Source organism: Mesorhizobium sp. M0408, from assembly GCF_040321495.1.
GTDB lineage: Bacteria > Pseudomonadota > Alphaproteobacteria > Rhizobiales > Rhizobiaceae > Mesorhizobium.
The window spans coordinates 14,415-37,943 of the sequence record NZ_JAMYRO010000006.1 but is presented as its reverse complement, the minus strand read 5'-3'; the positions used below and the strand labels follow the sequence as shown (position 1 = coordinate 37,943).

26 protein-coding genes are annotated in these 23,529 nt (G+C 63.4%); 9 read left to right on the top strand and 17 right to left on the bottom strand.

Translation table 11 applies throughout. The features are described 5' to 3' along the window. Window positions 1-67 precede the first annotated feature (67 nt). The 3 genes from NKI67_RS08835 to NKI67_RS08825 form a co-directional block, all read right to left on the bottom strand. Window positions 68-793, bottom strand: a complete 726-nt coding sequence (locus NKI67_RS08835) for an SDR family oxidoreductase (protein ID WP_352567972.1) — start codon at window positions 791-793, stop codon at window positions 68-70. 34 nt (window positions 794-827) lie between these two features. Continuing rightward, window positions 828-1,313 carry a VOC family protein gene (locus tag NKI67_RS08830; protein ID WP_352623119.1) on the bottom strand — a complete coding sequence of 162 codons (486 nt, stop codon included), beginning with the start codon at window positions 1,311-1,313 and terminating at the stop codon, window positions 828-830. Window positions 1,314-1,385: 72 nt separating this feature from the next. Further along, complete coding sequence (locus tag NKI67_RS08825) at window positions 1,386-1,571, bottom strand: DUF1127 domain-containing protein (protein ID WP_352637203.1); 186 nt, start codon at window positions 1,569-1,571, stop codon at window positions 1,386-1,388. Window positions 1,572-1,779: 208 nt separating this feature from the next. Here NKI67_RS08825 and gcvA point away from each other — a divergent pair, with 208 nt between their 5' ends. Next, window positions 1,780-2,673 carry a transcriptional regulator GcvA gene (gene gcvA, locus NKI67_RS08820; protein ID WP_352645015.1) on the top strand — a complete coding sequence of 298 codons (894 nt, stop codon included), beginning with the start codon at window positions 1,780-1,782 and terminating at the stop codon, window positions 2,671-2,673. Between the two features lie 39 nt (window positions 2,674-2,712). Here the strand turns inward: gcvA and NKI67_RS08815 are convergent, their stop codons facing one another. The 3 genes from NKI67_RS08815 to NKI67_RS08805 form a co-directional block, all read right to left on the bottom strand. Continuing rightward, window positions 2,713-3,495 carry a class I SAM-dependent methyltransferase gene (locus NKI67_RS08815; RefSeq protein WP_352645013.1) on the bottom strand — a complete coding sequence of 261 codons (783 nt, stop codon included), beginning with the start codon at window positions 3,493-3,495 and terminating at the stop codon, window positions 2,713-2,715. An 84-nt stretch (window positions 3,496-3,579) separates the two neighbouring features. Then, window positions 3,580-4,053, bottom strand: coding sequence for a VOC family protein (locus NKI67_RS08810; protein WP_352450557.1), 474 nt, complete (start codon window positions 4,051-4,053; stop codon window positions 3,580-3,582). Window positions 4,054-4,311: 258 nt separating this feature from the next. Beyond that, entirely contained in the window at window positions 4,312-6,309 is a 1,998-nt protein-coding gene (locus NKI67_RS08805) for an ABC transporter ATP-binding protein/permease (protein WP_352645011.1), read from the bottom strand. Window positions 6,310-6,737: 428 nt separating this feature from the next. Between NKI67_RS08805 and NKI67_RS08800 the strand changes: the two genes are divergently transcribed. Beyond that, window positions 6,738-7,028 (top strand): hypothetical protein, encoded by a 291-nt coding sequence (locus NKI67_RS08800; protein ID WP_352450454.1) that lies wholly within the window; start codon window positions 6,738-6,740, stop codon window positions 7,026-7,028. Window positions 7,029-7,080: 52 nt separating this feature from the next. Here the strand turns inward: NKI67_RS08800 and NKI67_RS08795 are convergent, their stop codons facing one another. Then, window positions 7,081-7,374 carry a hypothetical protein gene (locus NKI67_RS08795; RefSeq protein ID WP_352645009.1) on the bottom strand — a complete coding sequence of 98 codons (294 nt, stop codon included), beginning with the start codon at window positions 7,372-7,374 and terminating at the stop codon, window positions 7,081-7,083. Between the two features lie 180 nt (window positions 7,375-7,554). On the opposite strand from NKI67_RS08795, the gene arr reads away from it, so the two are divergent. After that, window positions 7,555-7,977, top strand: coding sequence for an NAD(+)--rifampin ADP-ribosyltransferase (arr, locus tag NKI67_RS08790; RefSeq protein WP_352645007.1), 423 nt, complete (start codon window positions 7,555-7,557; stop codon window positions 7,975-7,977). Window positions 7,978-8,110: 133 nt separating this feature from the next. Here arr and NKI67_RS08785 read toward each other — a convergent pair whose 3' ends face one another. The 3 genes from NKI67_RS08785 to NKI67_RS08775 form a co-directional block, all read right to left on the bottom strand. Continuing rightward, the gene (locus NKI67_RS08785) at window positions 8,111-8,848 is read right to left on the bottom strand and encodes a class I SAM-dependent DNA methyltransferase (protein WP_352645005.1); all 738 of its coding nucleotides are present in this window, start codon (window positions 8,846-8,848) and stop codon (window positions 8,111-8,113) included. 76 nt (window positions 8,849-8,924) lie between these two features. Then, window positions 8,925-10,235 carry a hemolysin family protein gene (locus tag NKI67_RS08780; RefSeq protein WP_352623125.1) on the bottom strand — a complete coding sequence of 437 codons (1,311 nt, stop codon included), beginning with the start codon at window positions 10,233-10,235 and terminating at the stop codon, window positions 8,925-8,927. A gap of 59 nt (window positions 10,236-10,294) precedes the next feature. Further along, complete coding sequence (locus NKI67_RS08775; RefSeq protein WP_352645003.1) at window positions 10,295-11,236, bottom strand: LysR family transcriptional regulator; 942 nt, start codon at window positions 11,234-11,236, stop codon at window positions 10,295-10,297. A 127-nt stretch (window positions 11,237-11,363) separates the two neighbouring features. On the opposite strand from NKI67_RS08775, the gene NKI67_RS08770 reads away from it, so the two are divergent. After that, window positions 11,364-12,383, top strand: a complete 1,020-nt coding sequence (locus tag NKI67_RS08770; RefSeq protein WP_352645001.1) for a zinc-dependent alcohol dehydrogenase family protein — start codon at window positions 11,364-11,366, stop codon at window positions 12,381-12,383. A gap of 47 nt (window positions 12,384-12,430) precedes the next feature. Here the strand turns inward: NKI67_RS08770 and NKI67_RS08765 are convergent, their stop codons facing one another. The 4 genes from NKI67_RS08765 to NKI67_RS08750 form a co-directional block, all read right to left on the bottom strand. Continuing rightward, a complete protein-coding gene (locus NKI67_RS08765; RefSeq protein ID WP_352567966.1) occupies window positions 12,431-13,138 on the bottom strand; it encodes an LssY C-terminal domain-containing protein in 708 nt (235 codons plus the stop codon). A gap of 66 nt (window positions 13,139-13,204) precedes the next feature. Then, on the bottom strand, window positions 13,205-14,059 hold the full coding sequence (locus tag NKI67_RS08760) for an extensin-like domain-containing protein (protein ID WP_023678356.1): 855 nt from the start codon (window positions 14,057-14,059) through the stop codon (window positions 13,205-13,207). Window positions 14,060-14,171: 112 nt separating this feature from the next. Continuing rightward, the gene (locus NKI67_RS33855) at window positions 14,172-14,717 is read right to left on the bottom strand and encodes an extensin-like domain-containing protein (RefSeq protein WP_023678355.1); all 546 of its coding nucleotides are present in this window, start codon (window positions 14,715-14,717) and stop codon (window positions 14,172-14,174) included. Window positions 14,718-15,144: 427 nt separating this feature from the next. Beyond that, entirely contained in the window at window positions 15,145-15,570 is a 426-nt protein-coding gene (locus NKI67_RS08750; protein ID WP_023678354.1) for a DUF3775 domain-containing protein, read from the bottom strand. Between the two features lie 235 nt (window positions 15,571-15,805). Between NKI67_RS08750 and NKI67_RS08745 the strand changes: the two genes are divergently transcribed. Together NKI67_RS08745 and greA are read left to right on the top strand one after the other, a co-directional pair. After that, complete coding sequence (locus NKI67_RS08745) at window positions 15,806-16,369, top strand: tetratricopeptide repeat protein (protein WP_352637193.1); 564 nt, start codon at window positions 15,806-15,808, stop codon at window positions 16,367-16,369. A gap of 328 nt (window positions 16,370-16,697) precedes the next feature. Beyond that, window positions 16,698-17,171 carry a transcription elongation factor GreA gene (gene greA / locus NKI67_RS08740; protein ID WP_023719113.1) on the top strand — a complete coding sequence of 158 codons (474 nt, stop codon included), beginning with the start codon at window positions 16,698-16,700 and terminating at the stop codon, window positions 17,169-17,171. A 207-nt stretch (window positions 17,172-17,378) separates the two neighbouring features. Here greA and waaC read toward each other — a convergent pair whose 3' ends face one another. Genes waaC through rfaD form a run of 3 tightly spaced genes read right to left on the bottom strand, consistent with a single transcriptional unit; the run spans window position 17,379 to window position 20,289 of the window. Continuing rightward, entirely contained in the window at window positions 17,379-18,362 is a 984-nt protein-coding gene (gene waaC / locus NKI67_RS08735) for a lipopolysaccharide heptosyltransferase I (RefSeq protein ID WP_352644998.1), read from the bottom strand. Beyond that, the gene (gene waaF / locus NKI67_RS08730) at window positions 18,359-19,366 is read right to left on the bottom strand and encodes a lipopolysaccharide heptosyltransferase II (protein ID WP_352644996.1); all 1,008 of its coding nucleotides are present in this window, start codon (window positions 19,364-19,366) and stop codon (window positions 18,359-18,361) included. Before waaF ends, waaC begins: the two co-directional genes overlap by 4 nt. Further along, a complete protein-coding gene (gene rfaD, locus NKI67_RS08725; protein ID WP_023678351.1) occupies window positions 19,339-20,289 on the bottom strand; it encodes an ADP-glyceromanno-heptose 6-epimerase in 951 nt (316 codons plus the stop codon). The genes waaF and rfaD overlap by 28 nt, the downstream gene beginning before the upstream one ends. Before the next feature lie 177 nt (window positions 20,290-20,466). On the opposite strand from rfaD, the gene NKI67_RS08720 reads away from it, so the two are divergent. The 3 genes from NKI67_RS08720 to NKI67_RS08710 all read left to right on the top strand — a co-directional run bounded on the left by NKI67_RS08720 (window position 20,467) and on the right by NKI67_RS08710 (window position 23,300). Next, the gene (locus NKI67_RS08720) at window positions 20,467-21,099 is read left to right on the top strand and encodes a LysE family translocator (protein WP_352567962.1); all 633 of its coding nucleotides are present in this window, start codon (window positions 20,467-20,469) and stop codon (window positions 21,097-21,099) included. Between the two features lie 139 nt (window positions 21,100-21,238). Next, window positions 21,239-22,717, top strand: coding sequence for a D-glycero-beta-D-manno-heptose-7-phosphate kinase (gene rfaE1 / locus NKI67_RS08715; RefSeq protein ID WP_352644994.1), 1,479 nt, complete (start codon window positions 21,239-21,241; stop codon window positions 22,715-22,717). A 7-nt stretch (window positions 22,718-22,724) separates the two neighbouring features. Then, window positions 22,725-23,300, top strand: coding sequence for a D-sedoheptulose-7-phosphate isomerase (locus tag NKI67_RS08710; RefSeq protein ID WP_023678348.1), 576 nt, complete (start codon window positions 22,725-22,727; stop codon window positions 23,298-23,300). Window positions 23,301-23,529 lie beyond the last annotated feature (229 nt).

The window sequence follows — 23,529 nt, the reverse complement described above, 5'->3', positions numbered from 1 at the left end:
TCGGCAGCAGTGCACCGGACTAGCAGTCATGCCGGCTCAACCCATTCAGGCGGCGTGCAAATGGCGGCTAGATCAGGTTATGGCCGCCATCGATGCGGATCGTCTCGCCGGTGGTGAAGTCGCTTTCCATGAGGTAGAGGTAGGCGGCGGCGACGTCCGCAGCGGTCGGAATTTTTCTCGATGGCAACCGGGCAGCCATGTCGGCAAAGAAGCTGGATTTGGCTTCTCCAACAATGTCCCACATCGGTGTGTCGACCCATCCGGGCGACACGACATTGACGCGCGTCGGGGCCAGTTCGAGCGCCAGGGCGCGGGCGAAGTAGCTGAATGAACCGGCAATCGCGGAGACGACCGAGCCTCCCGGCACCGGCGGCCGATCCTTATTTATTCCCGAGGTGAAGGTCATCGAGCCGCCGGCTTTCAGGGTGCGCACAGCGTGCTTGGAGAGCAAGACGGCGCCGATCAGCTTGTTATCGACGAAGCCTCGCACAGCCTCCATGTCGGTACTGCCGATGGGATCGCCGGGCGGCAGTGTTCCGGCGGTCGATACGAGGTGATCGAAGGGACCGACCTCGTCGAACAGGCGAGCGACGTCCGCTTCGTCGGTCATGTCGGCGACCACGCTTGTCACGCGGCCCGCATTGAGCGTCCGTTCGGCAGCCAGCAGTTTCTCGGGCGAGCGTCCGACGATCACGACCTTCGCTCCGCCGTTGAGAGCAGCTTCCGCGACGCCGAGACCGATGCCGGAACTACCGCCGACGACGATGACTTTCCTGTCCACGAGCGATGTCATGAGGGTTCTCCGTTCGTTGCGATTGCGGTGAGGGTCAGGCCTTGCCGGCGTAGGCGGCTTCGAGCTCGGCGATGATGATCTTGCGCATCCCATACATCGCCTGCCGGACGCGGTTGGCCTTTTCGCGGTCCGGATCGGCACTGAGCCGCGGCAGGATTTCCGGGATGACCTGCCAGTAGACGCCGTATCTGTCGGTGAGCCAGCCGCAGGGTTGTTCCCTGCCGCCGCCGGCGGTGAGCGCCTCATAGTAGTAGTCGGTCTCGGCCTGGTCCTTGGTCTCGATGTAGAGCGAGAGCCGCTCGTTGAAGGGCGGCTGCGGCCCGGCATTGAGCGCAGTAAGGTGCAGTCCTTCGAGCTCGAAATCGAAGGTGGCATGCGGGACCGTCTTGTTGGTTCCGGACACCCAGTCGGTGTATTCGATGGTCTGGAGCGCTTTGCTGTTCTTGAAGACCGAGAGATAGAAATCGCGAGCTTGCTCCGCATCGGTGTTGAACCAGAGGAATGGGTGGATGGTGGCCATGTCCGTTCTCCGTTAATTCCTTGCGACAGCGATCTTTGGCGAAGAGCCTGTCCGCTGTTGCTTTCGTTCAGGCTAGCGGTAGTCCGACGGCCGATAGACCGAGCCGTCCCAGTCGCGGGCAAATCCGAGGTCTTCGAGCCGGCGGGTCGAGAAGCGTGCAATCTGCCGCCCGGTCCGGCGCCGGCTGCTCGAGGCGAGGATGCGGCCGGCCATGCCGGTCAGTACGTCGACGATGGGTTCAACTCGTTTGGCGTTCATGGTGCTCTCCCAGAGTGGCGGCAGTTTTGGTTTCAGCAGTTGCCCCGCGACTTTCGTCAGCGAGAGTATCAGTCACATCAAACTCTCCTTTTTGCAGCGGCGGTGAATGACTGATTACGCGAGCAAATATGCCGGCTTCTGGCCTGGACGACAAACGACTTATCGGCGACAATTTGTGAGCATCACTCACACGTACAGGTATCGATCCATGCCCCGGAAGCTGCCTCCCCTCACCACCTTGCCAAGTTTCGAGGCCGCGGCGCGCCTGTTGAGTTTCTCCAAGGCGGCAGAGGAACTTCATGTCACCCACGGTGCGATCAGCCGGGCGATCAAGAATCTTGAGGATCAGCTCGGTGTGCAGCTGTTCGAGCGCGGTACGCGTTCGGTGAGTCTGACAGCCGTTGGCGAGCCCTATGCGCGGGCGGTGCGCGAGGCGCTCGCCCAGTTGGCCACCGCCACCGCTGCAGCAACAGCCCGCTATTCAAGCTCGACATTGAACGTCAGCACCTCCGATGGCTTCGCGGGGAGATGGCTGGTGCCGCGCCTCTATCGCTTTCACCGTGCGCATGGCGACGTCGATGTGCGGGTTTCGACAAGCGGGAAGCTGACCAACTTCCTCGGCGACGGCATCGATGTCGCCGTCCGTTATGGCAGCGGAAACTATCCGGGGCTCACGTCGGAATTCCTCACCGGCGAGGAGGTGTTTCCAGTGTGCAGCCCAAAGCTTCTTGAGGGTGCACATCCGCTCCGCACGCCTCAGGACCTCAAACACCACACGCTGATCCGTGACAGCTTTCCGATCGACTGGGCGACCTGGCTGGCAAGCGCCGGGGTCGAGGGCGTGGACCCGCAGAGCGGGATTACCTTTGACTCTGCCACCTTTGCCATGGAGTCGGCCGCACAAGGCGAGGGGGTGGTGCTCGGCCGGACCATGCTCGTTGCGGCCGACCTTGCCGCCGGGCGGCTCGTCCGCCCCTTCGGCCACGCCCTGAAATCCCCCTCCAGCTTCTATTTCGTCTACCCGCCAGAGGCGATCCGTCAGCGCAAAGTCAAGGCTTTTCGGGATTGGCTGCTCTCAGAAGTCGCGCCGCAAATGGACTGACGGGAAGGCCGAGAGAACAGGATCGTCTACATCGCGCAGTCACCATCGGCTCGCCCGAAACGCGGTGACGATCCAGGCACGCGAGTCGAAAAGCACACCGTCCGCGGTCAAATGCGCGTCGAGCAGATCGCGCAACCGCCGCAGCGGCGCGTCGACATCCACATCTGCGCGGGCGAGCGGATCCTTGACCAGTTGCAGGCCAAGCAAAGCGTCATAGGCCACATCGACGTCCTGGCCGTAGAAGACCGGCTCATGCACTTCGGCAAAGTCGACCGAAACAAAACCGGATGCACGCAAGATCTCCGCGGTGATGGCGGGGTCGCCAAGCGAAAACGGGGTGGCGGCGCCCCCCGATATGGCGGTCCCCAGCGCAATTGCCCGCTGAATGGCAGTTGCCCACTCGTTACGGTCCTGGCATCGCCATACCATCCACACAAGACGTGCCCCTGGTCGCATCGCCCGGGCGATATTGGCGAACGCCGCCGCCGGATCGGCAAAGAACATCACTCCAAATCGACTAATGCACAGATCGAAGCCGGCAGGCGGAAATACCAGCAATTGCGCATCGCCGCGCTCAAAGGCGACGTTTCGCAATCCCTCTTTCGCGCTACACTTCCGGGCGATCTCGAGCATCTCGGCCGATACGTCCACGCCGAGCACGCTGCCTTCCACCGCGACACGGGCAGCATCACGAGAGGATTGTCCCGAACCGCATCCGATATCGAGCACGCGATCGCGCGTTCCCACCTTGACCGCAGCCCTGAAGACCTCGTTGTGCCGTCGCAGTTCGGCGTCGTAAAACGCAGCGCAGTTCAGCACCATCGCACGCCTGCCTGGAGATGATGGGCCGGCAGCATTTCCGGCCGCTCTGCCCTGATCTTTTCGCGTCGGGCCACCCCCGAACTGTCAGCCGCGCCGCGCCGCCTCGATCGCTGCAACGTCGATTTTCTTCATCTCCATCATCGCCTCGAATGCGCGCTTTGCTTCATCGCCGCCGGCGGCCATCGCTTCGGTCAGCACGCGCGGCGTGATTTGCCAGGAGATGCCCCATTTGTCCTTGCACCAGCCGCAGGCACTTTCCTGGCCGCCATTGCCGACGATGGCGTTCCAATAGCGGTCGGTCTCCTGCTGATCGTCGGTGGCGATCTGGAAGGAGAAGGCTTCGTTGTGTTTAAACGCGGGCCCGCCATTGAGGCCGAGACAGGGGATGCCGGCGACCGTGAACTCGACCGTCAGCACGTCGCCTGCCTTGCCGGACGGGTAGTCGCTGGGAGCGCGGTGGACGGATTTCACCGAACTGTCGGGAAAAATCTCGGAATAGAAGCGGGCCGCAGCCTCGGCGTCCTTGTCGTACCAAAGGCAGATCGTGTTCTTGGCGATTGTCATTGCTGGTCCCTTTGCTTTCGAAATCAATCGGGGCTTTTGAAATCAACCCGGGTTTTTCACAGCTGGCCTCGGCGTTGCACCGGACATGGAAATGCGCTCGTGCCATCGACGTTCCGGCAGCAGCAGCTGCCCGGAATCAAGGTACCACGGCTGGTGCTTTCAGGACCAGATGCGGGCAGTGACTCGAACCGGCGATGGTCCGCCTGCTCCGACCGGCGGCCTCACTCTTTGCGTAGGGCAGCGCCGCTTTGCTCAAGGTCGCGCTGGCTTTCCGTTGGCGCGCCGTTGCCTCAGAAGGCGCATGAGCAAGTTCCGTCTGTCCTTGCGCGGGACGAGTTCGATATCGCTGACAAGTTTTGCGCCGCCCTTGTGCCGCTCCAATGTGATCTTGCGGCTGTGGAAGGCCTCCAGCTCGGCGCGGTGCGCTACGCTTATGATGGTGACCTTCGGCAATTCGCGAATAATCATCTCCATCATCTTGTCCTGGCTCTTCTCGTCGAGTGCCGACGTTGCCTCGTCCAGCACGATGATATCGGGGCGGTGCAGCAGAAGACGCGCGAAGGCGAGGCGCTGCTTTTCGCCACCCGACAAGGTCTGGTCCCATGGCGCGTCCTCCTCGATCCGGTCGTTGAGGTAGTCGAGTCCCACCTTGTCGAGGGCAGCCTTGATCTTATCCAGCGTCCAGTTGTCGGCGGCGCCTGGATAGGCGACAGCGCGGCGAAGCGTCCCGGTCGGGATGTAGGGCCGTTGCGGCAACATGAACAACCGTCTGTCGGCGCGGATGTTGACGCTGCCGCTACCCCATGGCCACAGACCCGCGACGGCCCGCACCAACGTACTCTTGCCCGAGCCGGATTCGCCGGCGACGAGCACCCGCTCGCCTGGTTCGATCACGACCTCGGTTTCCTTGACCACGGCGGTGCCGTCGTCGAGCGACACGGAGAGATTGTTCAGGCTGAGCATCGCATCGCCGCCGGTCTCGCCGCGCTTTATGCGTCCCAGCGTGTTGCTCTGTTCCGCCCGCTCGAGCCCGTCGAGCGACATCATCAGCGAGGCGATGCGCCGTGCACAGGCGTTCCAATCGGCGAGACGGGGATAGTTGTCGACCAGCCATCCGAACGCGCCCTGCACGATGGCAAAGGCCGAGGCAGCCTGCATGACCTGTCCAAGTGTCATGCTGCCTTCGAGGAACTTTGGAGCGCAAAGCAAGACCGGCACGACAGGCGCAAACAGGCTCGACCCCTGAGACACCAGCGCCGTGCGCATGTGCTGGCCTGCAAGGAGCGCCCATTGCCTGAGCACATGGGCAAATGTCTTGTCCATGCCGCTGCGCTCCTCCTCCTCGCCGCCGAGCAATGCGATGCTCTCGCCGTTTTCCCGCACGCGCGTCAGCGTGTAGCGGAACTCGGCTTCCGCCTGATTTTTTCCCTCGGAGAGGTGGACGAAATGGCGGCCAATGACCGCCATCGAAGTGGACGTGATCGCGGAATAGAGCACTGCGGTGATGACCAGGAAGCCGGGAACGGTGACGGTCGAACCTGCAATCGTCAGGGTCAGGGCGCCGCCGATCGTCCAGAGCACCACGATGAAGGTCGAGGCCGACAGAAATGCGACGATGACACCGGCGATGAAATCGACGGGCGATTCGGTGGCAATCCGCAAATCCTCGGCGATGCGGGCTTCGGGGTTGCTATGATCGCCGCCGACGAGGTTCAGCTGATAGTAGCGGCCGCTTGCGAGCCAGCGCGCGATGACCGCGGTGGTGAGCCAGGACCGCCAGCGACGCTGTATCCTCATGCGAAAGAAGACTTGTGCCACCACAAGGCTGGCGCTTCCGAGCACGAGTGGCAGGAATACGGCGCTCAGCCAATATACGGTGTGGGCATTGCGTTGCTCAATGGCGTCGAAAATTGCGCGATTCCAGACATTGATCCCATACTGGAAGCCGACATTGGCGACGATCAGGACCAACAGCCCGATCGTCAACGGCCAGGCGACCCTGTCGCCACTGCCGCTCCAGTAACCGCGCGCGCTGATCCAGAAGCGCTTAAGCAGGTATCTCTTGCGCGCCCGCTCGGCCTCTTCAGGTGTCAGCTCAGGATCGGGTTCGGTGACATCCGGCGGCGGCGCGGGCTCGCCGACGACCTCGGACGCGACTTCGACAGTCGACTGCTTCTCGCGGCGCGACTTCTCGGCATCGCGCGATTGGGCGCCGTCAACCGATTTCAGCTTAAATTTAGCCTCGGGCATCCGGCGATAACGGCTTAAAAATCAGAAGGTTTCATAGCGTCCGCTCGAGATCCCAGATGCCAACAACGCCAAGGCTTCTCAGCTGTTCCGGTGCTCGCAGCAGCCTATGGTCGTTCTCGATGACAGGCTTTGATCGTTGCGGGACAGACCGCCGAGCGTCGGCTGCGGGTCAGTCTGCAACAAAGCATCACCTGCTGCGGTCTCGAGAATTCGCTTCAGGCTCTCAAGATTTGTCCGCATGCTGCATTCGAAGAGGCTGGACGCAAGCGGCGCGAGAAGTGCCATCGGCCCGAGTCAACAGGATCGAGGAGGAGAGATCATCTCGATTGCGATTGCGAGCATCTGCTGCCCAGCCGGACCGCGCCAGCCCCGAGTTCCGGAACAAGGGTGCGATTTTGCCGTTGAGCCAGAAACCGGAAGCGACCCGCATGTCCGAATTGCCGAATGAAGAGATCGAAGGGCGGCTGAACGCCCAGCGCGAGACTCTGGCGCTGGTCGTTGCACTGCTTGCCAGCAAGGATACGGCACCCGAGCGAATATGGGCCGAACTGGAGGCCCGTTTTCAGTTTCAGAACAGTCAGGAGGACCCTGGCGTCCTGCCAAGCCGCGCATTCGCCATCGAAGCTGCGAAGATGCGGGAGTTCAAGCTGATCGCCGAAGAGGCGCAGGCGCGCAATGCGGAATGGAACGGCAGGGACAAGCCACAGGGCGCCAGCTGAAACCCCGGAGAGTGGATGCAGGACCGGCTATTTTACGATGACTGAGCAAGCGTCAGCTTTGCTGCAAAAGTGTACGTGCCAACTCTTGCCATTCCTCGTCAAGCGTTAAGGTCGACGGCGCCGCGTTGCTGCGGCGATACCAATATTCCGCATTCGACTGGTCGCCTTCCTTGCGGTGGAGATAGGCATGCACGTGCATGCCCGCCGTATCGTCGCGCTGCTGCGCGCACTCGTGCGCCTTAGCCCAATCGCCCTTTGCATCCCACCACAGCCCCTGCAGGGCAGGGCTCAAGCCGGCTGGCGGCTGTGGTTTTGCAATCGAATCCCTGAAGGCTTGCAGATCCATTTTCCACCTCGGTAACATGCAGTGCGCCGATAATACCCGCACCGGCAGCCGACCGAAAGCGTGCTTTGGGCGGGATGACGGAATGGGGGGACGTCCGATAACCGCACGGACAGACGGTTGATTCGATGACGTGCATGAAATAGTGCGCACCACGACACCATGACGCCTGAGACAGCGAGGATGAGTAGCGAGCCGATGACAGCCACCGACGACCCGCGCCAATTCTACCACGGCACCCGGGCCGACCTTAAACCGGGAGACCTGATCGAAGCCGGTTACAGCTCCAATTACGGGGCGCGAAAGCAGGCAGCCTGGGTCTATCTAACCTGCACTCTGGATGCGGCTATCTGGGGTGCAGAACTGGCCGCCGGTGACGGACGCGAAAGGATCTACATCGTGGAACCAACCGGCCCGATCATGGACGACCCCAATCTTACGGACAAGAAATTTCCCGGCAATCCGACGCAGTCCTATCGCTGCCGCGAGCCGCTCAGGATCACGGGCGAGGTCACCGAGTGGCAGGGCCACTCCCCCGAGCGGCTGAAAGAGATGAAGGACCATCTCGAACGGCTGAAGGCACAAGGCATCGAGGCAATCGATTGATCGCTGAGCCCTGCGATTGCCAAGCTTGGCTCTGACCTACGGTCGGCGGCAGTCCCCGCGAAATACGGCTCCACGTCCGCAATGGGTCCGCGAGTTGTCGTTGCTTGCAGGGCTGGAGAGCGGATGCTCCTTTTCATCTCGTCGCGAACGTGATGATCTCTGGGCTCGAAGGGCCAAGTGGGCTGCCGTCAAAGCCGCCGAATTGCTGTTCGATTCGTAGCCCCGCGTTCCCCAGCAGGCTCGATAAGGCGTCCGTCTCGAGGAATCGCAAGGTGCTGCGACTAACTTGCGGAAGGCTCGGATGCTTTCCGCCGAACCTGTGGGTGAATGTCACCGTCTGTCCATCGAACGGCATGATCACCTCTGTTGTGATCTGCACCAGCGACCCGTCAGGCAGCTCAACGACGACCGCATTTTCGGGTGTCCAGTGCTCCCACGCCCGCGCCGAAGGGTTCCGCGTTTCGAACGCGAAGCATCCGCCTGGCACAAGGGCGTGTCGGACAGCCGCCATGAAATCCCTCAGGTCTTCGTCGCTGACAAGGGCCTGGAATGCGTGCCCCGTCATCACAATGAGATCAAACTCGGCTGTCCAGCCGGCCGATTGGAGATGGCCGAGAACCCATTCGATATCCGCGCGCGTTCGTGCGCGATTCAACACGCCGGGTGCTGGGTCGATGCCGCAGAGCCGCCCTGAATGTCCGGCCAGGCGTGCCTCGTGAAGGAGGGTGCCCGTTCCACATCCGACATCAAGCACCGCGTCTGCTGTTAGAATGCGGGGCAGGTAGAAATCATAGTCGTCGCGCGCAGATCTCGGGTGCCAGGCGTCGTAGACGGCAGCGAGATATGGGTCGGCGAAAAGGTGGTCGACCATAGGCGGTATTCCCAATCAACTTTGACTGTGCGAGCGGTGTCGCCGCGAGCATATAGCCCATAAGTCGCGTCGATCGTTACCGCACGACCTCGCGGTGGCGGCCGGGCAGGCGGGTGGCGATGAGCTTGTCGATGCGGCGGCCGTCGAGGTCGACGACCTCGAAGCGCCAGCCTTGCGCGTCGACACATTCGCCGGTCGCCGGCAGATGGTGCAAATGCGACAGCACATAGCCGGCGACGGTTTCGTAGTCGCGGCTCTCAGGCAGGTCGATGCCGAGGACCTCTGCCATCTCGTCGGCCTGCATGTAGCCGGCGAGCAGCCATGAGCCGTCCTCGCGCTTGACGGCGTTTTCCTCGTCGCCGGCGTCGAGATCCGAACGGAAGACGCCGGTGATCGCTTCCAGTATGTCGGCCGGGGTGACGATGCCTTCGAAATGGCCGTATTCGTCATGCACCAGCGCCATCGGGACGTCGGATTCCTTCAGCGTCGCAAGCACGTCCAGCGCGTCGGCCTGGTCATGCACGATTGGCGCGGCGCGCACGTGCCGGCGCGGGTCGAGAGCGCGGCCGCCGAGCATTGCGGCCAGCACGTCGCGGGTCTGGACGACGCCGATCATGGCGTCGACGCCGCCGTCGCCGGCCGGCAGGCGCGAATGCTGGGTGTCCATCAGCAGCTTCCTGATGGCCGCCTCGTCGGATTGCAGATTGATCCAGTCGACCTCGGTGCGCGGCGTCATCACCGCGCGCACGGCACGGTCGCCGAGCCGCATGACGCCGGCGATCATCCGCCGTTCGTCGGATTCGATGGTGCCGTGGTGCTCGGCTTCGGCGACCAGCATCTTGATCTCCTCGTCGGTGACCTTATCCTCGCTCTGGCCGCGCTGGCCAAGCAGCCACAGGAGGGCGCGGCCGGAAAAATCGAGCAGGAAGACCAGCGGCGCCGAGACGCTGGCGAGGATAGTCATTGCCGGGGCGACCCTGACGGCTACCCGTTCGGGGTCGCGCAATGCGATCTGCTTGGGCACCAGTTCGCCGATGATCAGCGAGCCATAGGTGATGAGGGCGACGACGATGCCGACGCCGAGCGGATCGGCGAGGCTTTCGCGGATGCCGGCCGACGCCAGGGAGGTGGCCAGCCGCTCGCCGAGCGTGGCGCCGGAAAAGGCACCGGACAAGACGCCGACCAAAGTGATGCCGATCTGCACCGAGGACAGGAATTTTCCCGGATTGGCGCCGAGCGCCAGGGCCCGGCCGGCGCCCTTGACGTTGCGGTCGATCATCGTCTTGAGGCGCGCCGGCCGCGACGAGACGATGGCGAGCTCGGACATCGACAGAAGGCCGTTCACGCAGATGAGGACGACCACGATGGCAATTTCAGCATAAAGCATGCCGGGTCCATAGCATTGCCGCGCGGTTTTCGAAAATAGGACGGTCGCGCTTTTTAAATTTAGCGAGCCCGGCAATCAGGCGGCACCCATGCCGCATCCCAGGGCGGCGCGGCAAAATGCTCGATCAGGGCGTCGATGACGACGCGCACCTTTGGCGCGAGATTGCGTGTTACCGGCCAGATGGCATGCACCACGGTGTTTTCGACAAGACAGTCCGACAGAACCATTTCGAGCTCGCCGCGCCTGATGCAGTCGGCCGTCAGCCATGTCGGCAGATAGACGATGCCGCAGCCGGCCAGTACCGCATCGAGCATCGGTTCGCCATGGCCGAGCACCAGCCGCGCCTTGGGCGCGAATTTTTCGAGACGGCCGTCGACATGCCTGACGGTCCAGGGATGGACCGTGCCGTCGCGGCCGTAGCCGATGAGGCTGTGCCTGGCCAGGTCCTCGATCGATAGCGGCCTGCCATGGGCGTCGAGATAGGCGGGGGCGGCGCAGATGGCCGAACTTTGGGCATAGATGCGGCGCGCGGCGATCGACAAGCTGTCGTCGAGGTCGCCCATACGCACCGCCAGGTCGATGCCTTCCTCGATCAGGTCGACGCGCCGGTCGTTGAACGAGATTTCCATCGTCAGGTCCGGGAATTTTTTGGAAATGTCGAACAGCAGCGGGGCGACGCACCGCCGGCCGAAGGCCAAAGGCAGGTCGACGCGCAGCCGCCCGGAAGGCACCTGCTTGCGGGAAGCCAACAGCGACCGGGCGGCTTCGATCTCGGCCAGTGCCCTGACGCAGGCTTCGTAATAGCTCAGGCCCTCGCTGGTCGGGCTGAGGCTGCGGGTGGTGCGGTTGAGCAGGCGGACGCCCAATCGCTGTTCCAGCTGCGCGATCGACTTGCCGACCGCCGATTTGGTGACATGCAGCCGTGCGCCAGCGCCGGTGAAGCTGCCGGCCTCCACCGCGTGAACGAATGCGACGATGCCTTGCAAATTGGCCGATTCCAATGAAGCGCTCCTATTGTAGAGTTTTGCTCCTTAATCTGTTGAAGAACATGCCACATGGAAGCACTTTTCTCCATAGTGAAACGGCGTAAATGTCTCGCGCAATCATCAACCACGGAGCGCGAACCAAATGAGCACCGAAAACAGATCCTGGCAGATGAACGGTTTCGGCCTGTCCAGGTTGAAGCCGGCTGATGGAAAGCTGCCCCAACCCGGGCCGCATGATCTCCTGGTACGCGTCACAGCGGTATCGCTGAATTACAAGGACAGGATGATCGTCGATGGCGTGCTGATACCGGACCTCAGCTTTCCGTTCGTGCCGACATCGGACGCGGTAGGCGAAGTAGTCGTCACCGGCAGCGAAGTCAGCCGCTTCGGCATCGGGCAGCGCGTGCTCGGCCAGGTGATCGCCGACTGGCCGGACGGCGACGCCCCGCCGGTGCTGCACAAGCATACGCTTGGTTCGTCACTGCCCGGCATGCTGTCCGAGCATGTGCTTTTTCATGAGGATGCCGCCGTGGCGGCGCCGCCGTCGCTCAGCGACGTCGAGGCATCGACGCTGCCGATTGCGGCGCTGACGGCGTGGTTCGCGCTGGTCGAGGCGGCCAAGTCGATCCCGGGCGAAACCGTTCTCATCCAAGGCACCGGCGGCGTGTCGCTGTTTGCGCTGCAATTTGCCGCCGCCTTCGGCCTGCGCACCATCATCACCTCGAGCAGCGACGAGAAGCTCGAGCGGGCGAAGGCGCTCGGCGCCTGGAAGAGGATCAATTATCGCAGCCAGCCGGCATGGGACGAGGCGGCGCGCGAACTGACAAACGGGGCCGGCGTCAGCCATGTGCTGGAAATGGTCGGCGGCGACAATGCGCGGCGCTCGCTCAATGCGCTGGGTGCCGACGGCAGGCTGTCGGTTATCGGCCTTCTCGGCAGCATGGAACTCAGCTTCCCGATCATTCCGTTCCTGCGCAACCGGATCGTCGTACAAGGCATATCGATCGGCCACCGTCGCGCTTTCGAGCGAATGAACCAGGCGATCGAGACGCTTGCCATCAAGCCGGTAATCGACAAGGTGTTTGGCTTCGACGAGGTGCCGCAGGCATTTGAGCGTCTGGAGACGGGACCGTTCGGCAAGATCGTGATCACCATGCCCTGACCCCGTCGGGACGAAATGGCTGTCAGACGGGAAGGCTGATCGCGCGCCTACGGCAGTTGCAGCAGGACGCCGATGATGGTCTTGCCGTCGGTGAAATAGGGATCGCCTTCGCCGTTGCGCCCGGCCTTTGTGGCGCCGACGCCTGGTATCTCGCTGGTCGAGATCAGCATGCCGGCGGCGGAGAGGTCGCGCATCAGCCCATCGCGCTCGGCGTCGATGTCGGGGCCGATGTGATGAGTGATCGCGCCGGTGTCATGGCTGAGGCCGACGCCGCGGTCGAAGCTTGCCGAGCCGAGCCAGAGCGGCCGGCCGTCGTCTCCGGTCGCATCGGTCTGCCAGAAGCGGACATGGTGGCGCCGGTCGGCGCTGTCACCGACCGGCTTTTCGAAGGCGAGGTCCTGGGCGCGGCCTTCGAACAGCAGCCGGCTGACCGGCGCGTCGGGATAGGGGCGGTCAAACAGCACGCTTTCGCCGATTTCGATGGCCGTCTTCAGCGTGATGGCGTCTGCCGTATCCCAGCCGGCGACGGCAAAAGCATGGACAAGCTCCTTCTTGGTGCCGACAAGGCCGACATTGATCGGATCGCCCGGAATGCCTTGCGGCGTGTGCGTCACCATCTCGAATTGCTGATTGCGAAAATTGCGGTCCCGCAACGTCCAGAACTCAGGCGCGGCGAAATAGGCGAGCGAAAGATAGGCGGCACAGCATGCCACCAGCCAGGTCGTTGCACGTCGTCGCAGGCTTCGTTGGCTCAAGAGGCACCACCCAAGCGTCTGCGCACCATCTTAACCGGCGCAGCAAGTCTTGGGCAGGGGCTGCAATCAGCGGCAGGCGCGATAGCCGTTCTTGCGGTTCTTGATGTCGAAATGGAAATGGTTGCGGTGATCGTAATTGTAGCCGGGGCCGAGCACGGTGGTGAAATACTGGCAGCCGTCGGCGCGGACATTGTTGAGGAAGCCGCGGGTGCGGAAGGCGAACAGGCCGGGCTTGCGGACGTCGATATCGTCGCCATTGTTGAGTTCGATGCTCATCACGTCGAGCGCATTGCCCTTGCCGTGTTCCGACAAAACACCTTCGCCGGCAATCCTGCGGCAGGAATAGCTCGAGCCCTGGTGGATGGTCTTGACGCCTGAGAAATAGCGCCAGCGGGCCGACGGCACGAGTTCGTTCCTGGTCCAGCCGGCAAAGGTGGCGGCCATGTCGCAGGTCAGCGTCGCGGCCGGCTTCATCTCGACACTGCCGATGGCCGAGACCTTGACCGGATAGTCGATCCCGCACTGGCCTTCATGGATCGGCGCAACGTCGGTGTAGACGACGCCGAGGCGTTTCAATTCCTTGCGGCAATCGATCTCTGTGGCCGGCATCTGTTCGGCCGGCGACATCGGGTTGTCCAGGCGCGGATAGGCGGCCGTCATAAAGGGATTGGACGGGACGAGGCGCTGCATACCCGAATATTGCGGCCCGGAATCTTGCGCGCCGGAATATTGCGGGTCGGAATTGGGCGGGACGGCAGCGGTCTGGCTGCCGACATCGACGGCCGGCTGCAGCGACAGCACGCTGCCGGTATTGCAGGCCGAGACCGCCGCAATGGCAAGCAGGGCGGCAAGCCTGCCGGCTATGCGCGCGCATTCTGTGTGCCGCACAGCGGCAAGCGCAGCGCGAAATAGCCCGGCCATCGGAAGGGTTCCTGTCCCCAGATGGCACAGACTCTAAACCTGAAGAGTAAAGGAAAAATCAGCGGCGCCGTTCACGCCTGCGGCCAAATTGCGGCGCCCCCATAGGCTAAGGTCACTGGCAAAACGTACCACCGTTGCGGCGCGGTTCGAGGTCGAAGTGGAGATGCTGCGAATGATCGGCGTCGCTGCCGGGGCCAAGCACGGTCTTGAACGGTCCGCAGGCTGCCTTGCGCACTGCGTTCAGGAATTTCGCGTCCTTTTCCGGCGGCGCCGGGCCGACATCGATCTCCTTCCCGTCCGAAAGCTTGAAGCTGGCGATGTCGAGCGCGTTGCCGAAGGCGTGCTCCGACAATTTGCCGCCGCCATTGCGCGACCGGCAGACAAAGGCGGAGGCCTGGCCGATCGATTTAATATCCGCGCCGAACTCGGCCTTTGCGGCAGGCTGGATGACGGACGCAGCAAAGCGGGCGGCCGCTTCCGCCATCTGGCAATTCAGCTCGGGCTCCGGGCCGATGGCGATGGATTTGCCGAGCGTCTTCAGCGCGATCGGGTAGGGGATCGAGCAACCGACTGACGTATCATGCTCTGGCTTGCGCTCCTCGAAATCGACGCCCATCGACTTCAGCCGCCTGCGGCAGGCCAATTCCTCGGCCGGCATTTCTCTCCCGGCAATGGCGGCCGATCGAGGATCAGGAAGGATTTTTTGCTCCGCCTTCTCGTCTGCCTCGGCCGGGTTTGGTGGCGCGCCTGGTGGGCCTGCCGGCGGCTCAGCCCGTGCCGGCTTTTCGGGCGGCTGCGGTGCAATCGCCGGCGGCTCCGGAGCATCCTCCGGGCGCGGTTCGGGGACCGGGATCTCGGTTGGTGGCGGCGGAGTGACTTGCTGGTTGAGCTGCGGAACTGGTGCAGTTTGCGGTAGGTCGGGTGCCTTGGCTAAAACGGGTCCCGCCAGCGGCGTAGCCGCAACGGCCAGCAGCAATCTGCCCAATCTGAAAAAGCCAAACGCCGCCATTACGTCGCAACGGCCAGAATGCAGGGAAGTTGCCTTGAGCGAGGGGGGCGGCCGATCACAATCGGTAACCGCGCCGTCACGCGCCGATCGCTTCCAAGCCTTCCTCGAGCCAGTCCGCCAGCAGCGGCATGCCGAGCAGATATTTTGCCGTGCGCTTGTTGGCGCGCTCGCGGGCGGCGGACAGCGCGTCCGTCCATTCCGTCGCGTCATAGTCGCCGCGGCCGACCCAGGCCAACGCAATCAGTTCGGCCGCTTCGTCGACATTGAGATCGTCGATCAGCTCGCGCAGTTCTTCTTCGGTGAGATCTTCGGAGCTTTCCTCGGCAAGGCCGTCATGATGGTGGTTGTCGTGCGCGTTGCCGTCGAGCTCTACCTCGTGCTCGGCGCCGTCGGCATAGTCTTCGTTGACGGCGGCGCTGAGCGCCTTCGCCTTCAGGATGAACAGGCGCACGGTGTCGGGACCGATCGAAAGCTCCCAGTCTCGTTCAACGCGTTGCTGCACCGGCCGTCTCCCTGCTTCGTGCTCGGTCGGCCCGATGATAGCGGATTTGCAGCGCTCGTCACATTATCTTGCGCGGCGGCGTTGATCGTGAAGCATGATTTCCGATGCCCTCTCTTCCCGGATAAGATGGCCTTGCTGGGAGAGATCGCGGTTTTGAGATAGGATGACATTTTCCGGGACGAAACGGCGTTGGGCCGGCGTTAGTGTTGCATTGTCAGGTTCAAAGGAGAATTCGATGCGCAGACGATTGCTGATTTACGCCATGGCCATCGCCGCCCTGCCGCTGATTGCGGCTCCGGCGTTTTCGGCTGGTGAAGGCGGGGGAGGTGGTGGTGGCGGCGGCGGCGGCAATGGCGGCGGCGGCGGCCAGTCCCAGTGCAAGAAGGGGGAGGCGTGGGACAAGAAACAGAAGAAATGCGTCTCGCCGAAGCAAGGCATGCTGGACGACGACAGCATCTACGATGCCGGTCGCGCGCTGGCGATGGATGGACGCTACGACGAGGCGATCGCCGTGCTCAGCCTCGCCGCCAACAAGCAGGATCCGCGCATCCTCAACTATCTCGGCTATTCGCACCGCCATTCCGGACGCGTCACCGTCGGCCTCGGCTATTACGAGGAAGCGCTGCGCATCGACCCGAATTACACGCTGGTGCGCGAATATCTCGGCGAGGCGCACCTGCAGATCGGCGATCTTGCCGGCGCCCAGGAACAGCTCCGCGAGATCGAGAAGCGCACGGGCAAGGGGTCTCGCGAATACGGCATGCTGTCGGAGCAGATCGATCATTTCATGAGGAGCTGATCCTCCGGAACGCTCCTCATAACCGGCTGTGAGCGATCGCAGCCGGTTTTTTGCTGTGCTGCACATGTTGGCCACAACCGAGATTTGGCATCACGGTACACGATACGATCTTGGAAACCCCCGCTTGACGTGGGGTCAGCCGCGCAATCGGTGGATGATTTTTCAAAAACCGACTTTTTGGACGTGAAAAACCCGCGAAGATTGCTATATCTTGCGAAATTGTGGTGACACGGTTCCGTTAGCCCGAGGCTGCCGGACCGTTTTCTTTTTGTACCATCGACAAGGTCGCTCCCGATTGCGGGGGCGGCGGCAGGAAAGGTCAGGCATTATGAACAAGGTCCCGATGACAGGCGAGGGGTTCGCGTCATTGAAGGAAGAACTGCGCTGGCGCCAGCAACAGGAGCGGCCGCGTATCATCGAGGCGATTTCCGAAGCGCGCTCGCATGGCGACCTCTCCGAAAATGCCGAATATCACGCGGCAAAAGAGGCACAGAGCCTCAATGAGGGCCGGGTCAACGAACTCGAGGACCTGATCGCGCGGGCCGAGGTGATCGACGTCACCAAGCTCAGCGGCGACAAGGTCAAGTTCGGCGCCACCGTGGTGCTGGTCGACGAGGATACCGAGGAGAAAAAGACCTACCAGATCGTCGGCGACCAGGAAGCCGACGTGAAGTCCGGCCGCATCTCGATCTCCTCGCCGATCGCGCGCGCCCTGATCGGCAAGGAAGTCGGCGATGCCATCGAGGTCAACGCACCGGGCGGCGCCAGGGGCTACGAGATCGTCCAGGTGCAATTTATCTAGGGGATTGGCGCTGCTCTGCCTTCTCCCCTTGTGGGAGAAGGTGGCCTCGCGAAGCGAGGTCGGATGAGGGGTGTTCCAGCTTGGCTCCCTCCGCACTCCGTCCAACACCCCTCATCCGTCTTGGCGCTGCGCGCCAATCCACCTTCTCCCACAGGGGGAGAAGGGAAGGGGCAGCGCTGACCTTTCCGATTGAATTGATTGAGCAAATCAGCGGCCACCGGCCTGACCAAGCGTCTGGCGCTCCACAAGCCTTTCGGCTTCCGCCATCACCTCCGGCGGCGTGACGCTGTGGCCGGGCCTGGCCAGCAGCGTCGATGAGAATGGCCCGCGCGGGCCGGTCAGGCCAGGCTCGGTAGCGAGGAATATCGCCACCGTCGGCAGGCCGAAAGCGCTGGCGAGATGGGTCAGGCCGGTGTCGGCGCCGATGACCAGCGCCGAGCCGCCGATAACGGCGGCGATCTCGGCTAGCGGCGACCTGGGAACCACCACGGTTTGTGAAATGGCGCGGGCGATCGCCTCGGCAACCGCCTGTTCCCGGTCGTTCGACCAGGTGGTGACTGGCGTCATTCCCATGTTCACCAGCAGGCGAGCGGTTTCGATCCAGTCCGCGACCGGCCATTTCTTGTCCTCGCGGCTGGTGCCGTGCAGCAGGAAGGCGGTCTTTTCGCCGACAAAAGTCGATCTTGCGGCCGGCGGCGCTATGCCGGAGTCAAGCCGGGAAAAATCCGGCTCGTAGCCGAGCGCCAGGCCGAACAGGCGTCTCGTGCGCTCGATGGCGTGCAGGCCGCGCGGCACGGGATACCGGTGGTCGTAGAACAAGGTCGCCGACGGCTCCCGAGCGCTCGACCGATCGAAGCCGGCGATCGGTGCTGCCGCCAGCCGCGCCACCAGCGCCGATTTCAGCAAGCCTTGCGCATCGAGGACGAGGTCGTAGCGGGACGCGCGCAAGGCGCGGCGCAAGCCGACCACTTCCCGCCATGTGCCGGGCTCGAGCAGCTTCCTGCGCCAGCGCCGGATCGCCACGCTGTGGATGGTTTGGATGGCTGGATGCAGCGCCACGATCCCGGCAAATGCCTCTTCGACACACCAGTCGAAGGAGATATCCTGCCGAGCGCGGCGCGCGTCCTCGATCGCCGGGAAGGTGTGGATGACGTCGCCCATGGACGATGTCTTGACGATCAGCACCTTCATGCGGCGGCCGGCATTTCCAGCAGCCGCTCCGCCGCCGCCACGACGCGTTCGACCTCCAGCGTCTTCAGGCAGTTGAGATGACCGAGCGGGCAGATTTTTTTGTGGCAGGGCGAACAGGACAGGCCGAGCCAGACCAGTTCGCGGCGCTCGGCGAGCGGCGGCGTGTTCTGCGGCGAGGTCGAGCCGTAGACGGCGACTACCGGCGTGCCGACGGCGGCGGCGACATGCATCAGCCCGCTGTCGTTGGAGACGGCGAGCCTCGCCGCCGCGATCAGGTCGATGGCATCCTCGAGCCGCGTCTGGCCGGCAAGATCGACGGCGCCCGGAGCCAGCGCGGCGATTTCAGCCGTCACCCCAGCGTCGTTCTTCGACCCGAACAGCGCGACGCCAAACCCTTTCGCCATCATCTCACGGGCAAGGCCGGCATAGTGTTCGCTCGGCCAGCGCTTGGCCGGGCCGAATTCTGCGCCGGGCATGACTGCCACGAATTTCCCCGCTGTCAGCCCGAAACGGCTGAGCAGTGCCGCCTGGCTGGCTTGATCGACGGCGAGCTTCGGCGCCTGGAAGGCGCCACCACGGGCAAGGCTGAAATAGGCCTGCGCGGTGCGCCGTTTCAGGCGATCGGGCAAGGGCACGATGTCGGTCAGTAGCCCGTAGCGCATTTCCTTGAGATGGCCGACACGGCGCGGAATGCCGGCAAAGAACGGGATCAGCGCCGACTTCCAGCTTCCCGGCAGGACAAAGGCCATGTCGTAGCGGCCGCGCAGCAGGCGGCCGAAGCGCCTTCGGACGCGGAATTCGAACGCGCCGGATTGCAGCGGCAGGTCGATCTGCTGGCGGATTTCGGGCATGCGCTTGACCAGCGGTGCTGCCCAGGCCGGCGCCAGCACGTCGATGGCGGCGTTCGGATGAAGCTCCCTCAGCGCCTGGAACAGGCACTGCGCCATCACCATGTCGCCCACCCAGCGTGGGCCGATCACGAGGATCGTTGGGCTTTCAGCCATTCGACATAGTCTCTGACGCCGGTTTCCACTGTGCGGAACTGGCCATTGTAACCGGCTGCGCGCAAGCGGGACATATCAGCTTGCGTAAAGCTCTGGTAGCTGCCCTTGAGGTGGTCGGGAAACTCGATGAACTCGATCTGGCCTTGGCCGAGCGTATCGATCACCGTTTCGGCAATGGCGCGGAACGGCTGAGCCTTGCCTGTGCCGCAGTTGAAGATGCCGCTCGAGCCGCGTTTCCACAGCCACAGATTGACGTCGGCGACATCGCCGACATGGATGAAGTCGCGGCTCTGCTCGCCGGGCCCGAAACCACCATAGGCGCCGAACAGCTTCGGGTTCTGGCCTTGCTCGACCTGGTTGAACAGATGGAAGGCGACCGAGGCCATGGCGCCCTTATGCGCCTCGCGCGGTCCGTAGACGTTGAAATAACGCAGGCCCGCCACCGGCGAGTGGTCGGTATCGAAGACAGTGCGGCGGACATAGTCGTCGAACAGCTTTTTCGAATAGGCATAGACGTTGAGCGGGCGTTCGTATTGCGGCTCCTCGCGGAATTCGGCGCCGCCGCCATAGACGGAAGCGGAGGAGGCATAGAGAAACGGCACGCGCAGGGCCAGGCAGGCGTGCAGCAGGCGCTTCGAATAGGTGTAGTTGACCTCCATCATGAACTTGCCGTTCCATTCGGTGGTGGTCGAGCAGGCACCCTGGTGGAAAACCGCCTCGATGCGGCCGAGGTCGCCGGCCTCCATCCGCGCCAGAAAATCGTCCTTGTCGAGATAATCGGCGATCTCGAGATCGGCGAGGTTGGCGATCTTGTGGCCGTCGGTGAGGTCGTCGACGACGAGGATGTCGCTGAAACCGTCGGCGTTGAGCGCGGCGACGATGTTGGAACCGATCATGCCGGCGCCGCCCGTGACGATGATCATGAAAGCCTCTGGTACCTTGTGCCGGTTGTAGCCCTTGTGGGATTCTGGCCTTATAGGGGAGGCGGGCCGGGCTGTCGACAAAGCAGGTGGCGGGGCGGCCGGATGAGCGCCACAGTGCCGCCGCAAAGCTCTCGCTTCAGTCGGTGACCACCGGCGAAGCGTGACAGGAGCAAGGTAATGCCGTCAACCGAACTGCTTGTCGCCTTTTTCGCCACCACGGCGATCTTCGCCTATATCCCCGGTCCCGCCATGCTCTATGCCGCCGCGCAAACCATGGCGCGCGGCCGCTGGTCCGGGCTGATGGCGGCGCTCGGCATCCATCTCGGCGGTTACGTTCATGTCTTCGCCGCCGCCGTCGGCCTGTCGGTGCTTTTCCATGCCGTGCCGGTGCTTTACATGGCGGTCAAGCTGGTCGGTGCGCTGTATCTGATCTGGCTCGGTGTTTCTTTGTTTCGCGCCAAGGCGCAAGGCGACGTTGTCTTGCCGGGAATTCAGCCGAAATCCGCCCGCCGCGCGTTTTTCGAGAGCGTTGCCGTCGAGGTGCTCAACCCGAAAACGGCGATTTTCTTCATGGCGTTCCTGCCGCAATTCATCGATGCCTCGGCAGCGTTTCCGGTCTGGCTGCAGTTCGTCGTGCTTGGAACGATCGTCAATTTGATGTTCTCGTCGGCCGACATTGTTTGCGTGGTGCTGGCCGGCGCGGTGATCGCCAGGCTGCGGCAGTCGAGCCGGGCGCAGCGCCTGATGCGGCGCGCCGGCGGTACGATGCTTGTTGGGCTGGGCGTGCATGTCGCGTTGCAGAAAAGCTGACGCACTGTCTCGCCGCGGCGATCGGTCGAAGGCCTGCCGTTGCGTCGGCTGAAATTGCGGTATATCGGCATCGCCATGAACGGCCGGCCCTGCCAATCGAATTTCCCGTCACCGAAAATCGGCCCTCCCACGCGTTGACATGATCAAGCTGCCCTCTCCCGAACCTCTTCACCGCGCCATCTCGCGCTTCGGCGGCGCCACCGTGCTGGTGGTCGGCGATTTCATCCTCGACCGTTTCGTCAACGGCGTGATCGAGCGCATTTCGCCGGAAGCGCCGATCCCCGTGCTGCACGGGCGCGGCGAAACGCTGGCGATGGGCGGCGCCGGCAATGTCGTCGCCAACATCGTTTCGCTCGGCGCTGCCGTGATACCGGTCTCGGTGATCGGCGCTGACGAGGCCGGCAAGAACCTCATGCGCATGCTCGGCGAATTTCGCGTCGACACCGGCGGGCTGGCGCAGGATGTCGATCGCATGACGTCGTCCAAAAGCCGATTCAGCGCGCTCAACCAGCAGGTGCTGCGTTTCGACGAAGAGGAAATCAAGCCGCTGGGCGATGCCGAGCGCGCGACATTGGTCGAGCATTTTCGCGAAGCGCTGGCACGCGCCGACATCGTCATCCTGTCCGACTATGGCAAGGGCGTGCTGCTCGACGGCGTCGCCGGCGAGCTGATCTCGATCTGTCGGGAAGCGGGCAAGCCGGTGCTGGTCGACCCTAAGGGCCGCGACTATGCGCGTTATGCCGGCGCGACGGCAATCACGCCCAACCGCAAGGAACTCGGCGAGGCGGTCGGCCGCGCAGTATTTGCCGACGACGAAATCGAGGCGGCGGCACGCCAGCTGATTTCGGCGCACGGTTTCGATTTCGTCGTCGCGACGCGCAGCGAAAAGGGCATGAGCGTCATCGGTGCGGACGACGCCCGCCATATCGCCACGCAGGCGCGCGAAGTGTTCGACGTTTCGGGCGCCGGCGACACGGTGATCGCGACCTTCGCGCTGGCTCTTGCAGCAGGGGCGGATCGTGTCATGGCCGGATCGATCGCCAACGCCGCCGGCGGTGTTGTCGTCGGCAAGCGCGGCACGGCGCGGCTGACGATCGAGGAACTCACCGGTGCGCTGTTTCGCTCGCATGGTCCGGTCGCCCACTTGGATGCGATCCTCGATGCCGCCGCCGCCGCGCGGCTGGTGGCGGGCTGGAAAGACGAGGGCTTGAGCGTCGGCTTCACCAATGGCTGTTTCGATATCCTGCATGCCGGCCATGTCAGCCTGTTGCATGCGGCGCGCAGCCAGTGCGACCGGCTGGTGCTCGGCCTCAACAGCGATGCCTCGGTGCGCCGGCTGAAAGGGCCGGGGCGCCCGGTCAACGACCAGCATGACCGGGCCTGCGTGCTGGCAGCACTTGCCTCGGTCGACGCCGTCGTCATCTTCGAGGAGGATACGCCGCTTTCGCTGATCGAGGCGCTGAGCCCCGACATACTGGTCAAGGGCGCCGACTATACGGTCGATCAGGTGGTTGGCGCCGATGTCGTGCAGAAGGCCGGCGGGCGCGTCGTGCTGGTCGACCTCGTCGCCGGCAAGAGCACGACCGGCACTATCGGCAGATTGCGCGCCGGGAACTGAGGGTTTCATGTCCGAACTGAACGATTACCTGGCCCGCTCGGCGGCCGCGATTTCGGCGATGGTCGAGCGCGACCTGACCAGCGAGATGGAGCGGGCGGTCAGCGCCGTCGTCGCCGCGCTTTCGCAGGGCAAGGCGCTGCTGATAGCCGGCAATGGCGGCTCGGCCAGCGACGCCATCCACATCGCCGGCGAGCTGGTCGGCCGCTTCCTCAGGGAGCGCAAGGCCTACAACGTCATCGCGCTGCCGGCCAACGCGGCGGTGCTGACCGCCTGGGGCAATGATTACGGCTTCGACACGGTGTTTGCGCGCCAGGTCGAGGCGCATGGTTCGGCGGGCGCCGTGCTGCTCGCCATCTCGACCAGCGGCAATTCGCCAAGCATCCTCGCCGCCGCCCAACAGGCGCGCATGATGGGCATGACGGTGATCAGCCTGACCGGCGACACCGGCGGCAAGCTGAAGCCGCTATCCGACATCCTGCTCAACGTACCCTCGACCTCGACGCCGATCATCCAGCAGGGGCATTTGTGCCTCTACCACCATTTGTGCGAAATGGTCGAAACGCGCCTCTGCGACGCAGGGTGATTGCGCCAGGCCGGGTAGAGGCCATCAAATGTCAACGGGGAGAAGGGACTAGCCGCAACGCTGGCGACCCCTCTCCCCGTCCTTCACGGGAGAGGGTAAGGGTGAGGGGCAGCGCTAGCCTGTAGTGATTATTATTTGACGCATAGCCACATTTTGTTCTTGCTTTGTGCCGGCAGCTATGCTACTAATTTGGGTATGGTGATGATTTCCACCGACGATCCCGCCCGCC

Bases quoted from the DNA above. Each gene is read 5' to 3' on its own strand.
- NKI67_RS33855 (WP_023678355.1), bottom strand. From the start codon at position 14,717: ATGCCGGCCGAGGAATTGGCCTGCCGCAGGCGGCTGAAGTCGATGGGC.
- greA (WP_023719113.1), top strand. From the start codon at position 16,698: ATGAACAAGGTCCCGATGACAGGCGAGGGGTTCGCGTCATTGAAGGAA.
- NKI67_RS08710 (WP_023678348.1), top strand. From the start codon at position 22,725: ATGTCCGAACTGAACGATTACCTGGCCCGCTCGGCGGCCGCGATTTCG.
- NKI67_RS08745 (WP_352637193.1), top strand. From the start codon at position 15,806: ATGCGCAGACGATTGCTGATTTACGCCATGGCCATCGCCGCCCTGCCG.
- arr (WP_352645007.1), top strand. From the start codon at position 7,555: ATGAGTAGCGAGCCGATGACAGCCACCGACGACCCGCGCCAATTCTAC.
- NKI67_RS08770 (WP_352645001.1), top strand. From the start codon at position 11,364: ATGAGCACCGAAAACAGATCCTGGCAGATGAACGGTTTCGGCCTGTCC.
- NKI67_RS08800 (WP_352450454.1), top strand. From the start codon at position 6,738: ATGTCCGAATTGCCGAATGAAGAGATCGAAGGGCGGCTGAACGCCCAG.
- NKI67_RS08825 (WP_352637203.1), bottom strand. From the start codon at position 1,571: ATGAACGCCAAACGAGTTGAACCCATCGTCGACGTACTGACCGGCATG.
- rfaE1 (WP_352644994.1), top strand. From the start codon at position 21,239: ATGATCAAGCTGCCCTCTCCCGAACCTCTTCACCGCGCCATCTCGCGC.
- NKI67_RS08720 (WP_352567962.1), top strand. From the start codon at position 20,467: ATGCCGTCAACCGAACTGCTTGTCGCCTTTTTCGCCACCACGGCGATC.
- NKI67_RS08830 (WP_352623119.1), bottom strand. From the start codon at position 1,313: ATGGCCACCATCCACCCATTCCTCTGGTTCAACACCGATGCGGAGCAA.
- waaF (WP_352644996.1), bottom strand. From the start codon at position 19,366: ATGGCTGAAAGCCCAACGATCCTCGTGATCGGCCCACGCTGGGTGGGC.
- NKI67_RS08805 (WP_352645011.1), bottom strand. From the start codon at position 6,309: ATGCCCGAGGCTAAATTTAAGCTGAAATCGGTTGACGGCGCCCAATCG.
- NKI67_RS08795 (WP_352645009.1), bottom strand. From the start codon at position 7,374: ATGGATCTGCAAGCCTTCAGGGATTCGATTGCAAAACCACAGCCGCCA.
- NKI67_RS08785 (WP_352645005.1), bottom strand. From the start codon at position 8,848: ATGGTCGACCACCTTTTCGCCGACCCATATCTCGCTGCCGTCTACGAC.
- rfaD (WP_023678351.1), bottom strand. From the start codon at position 20,289: ATGATCATCGTCACGGGCGGCGCCGGCATGATCGGTTCCAACATCGTC.
- NKI67_RS08835 (WP_352567972.1), bottom strand. From the start codon at position 793: ATGACATCGCTCGTGGACAGGAAAGTCATCGTCGTCGGCGGTAGTTCC.
- NKI67_RS08780 (WP_352623125.1), bottom strand. From the start codon at position 10,235: ATGCTTTATGCTGAAATTGCCATCGTGGTCGTCCTCATCTGCGTGAAC.
- waaC (WP_352644998.1), bottom strand. From the start codon at position 18,362: ATGAAGGTGCTGATCGTCAAGACATCGTCCATGGGCGACGTCATCCAC.
- gcvA (WP_352645015.1), top strand. From the start codon at position 1,780: ATGCCCCGGAAGCTGCCTCCCCTCACCACCTTGCCAAGTTTCGAGGCC.
- NKI67_RS08760 (WP_023678356.1), bottom strand. From the start codon at position 14,059: ATGGCCGGGCTATTTCGCGCTGCGCTTGCCGCTGTGCGGCACACAGAA.
- NKI67_RS08815 (WP_352645013.1), bottom strand. From the start codon at position 3,495: ATGGTGCTGAACTGCGCTGCGTTTTACGACGCCGAACTGCGACGGCAC.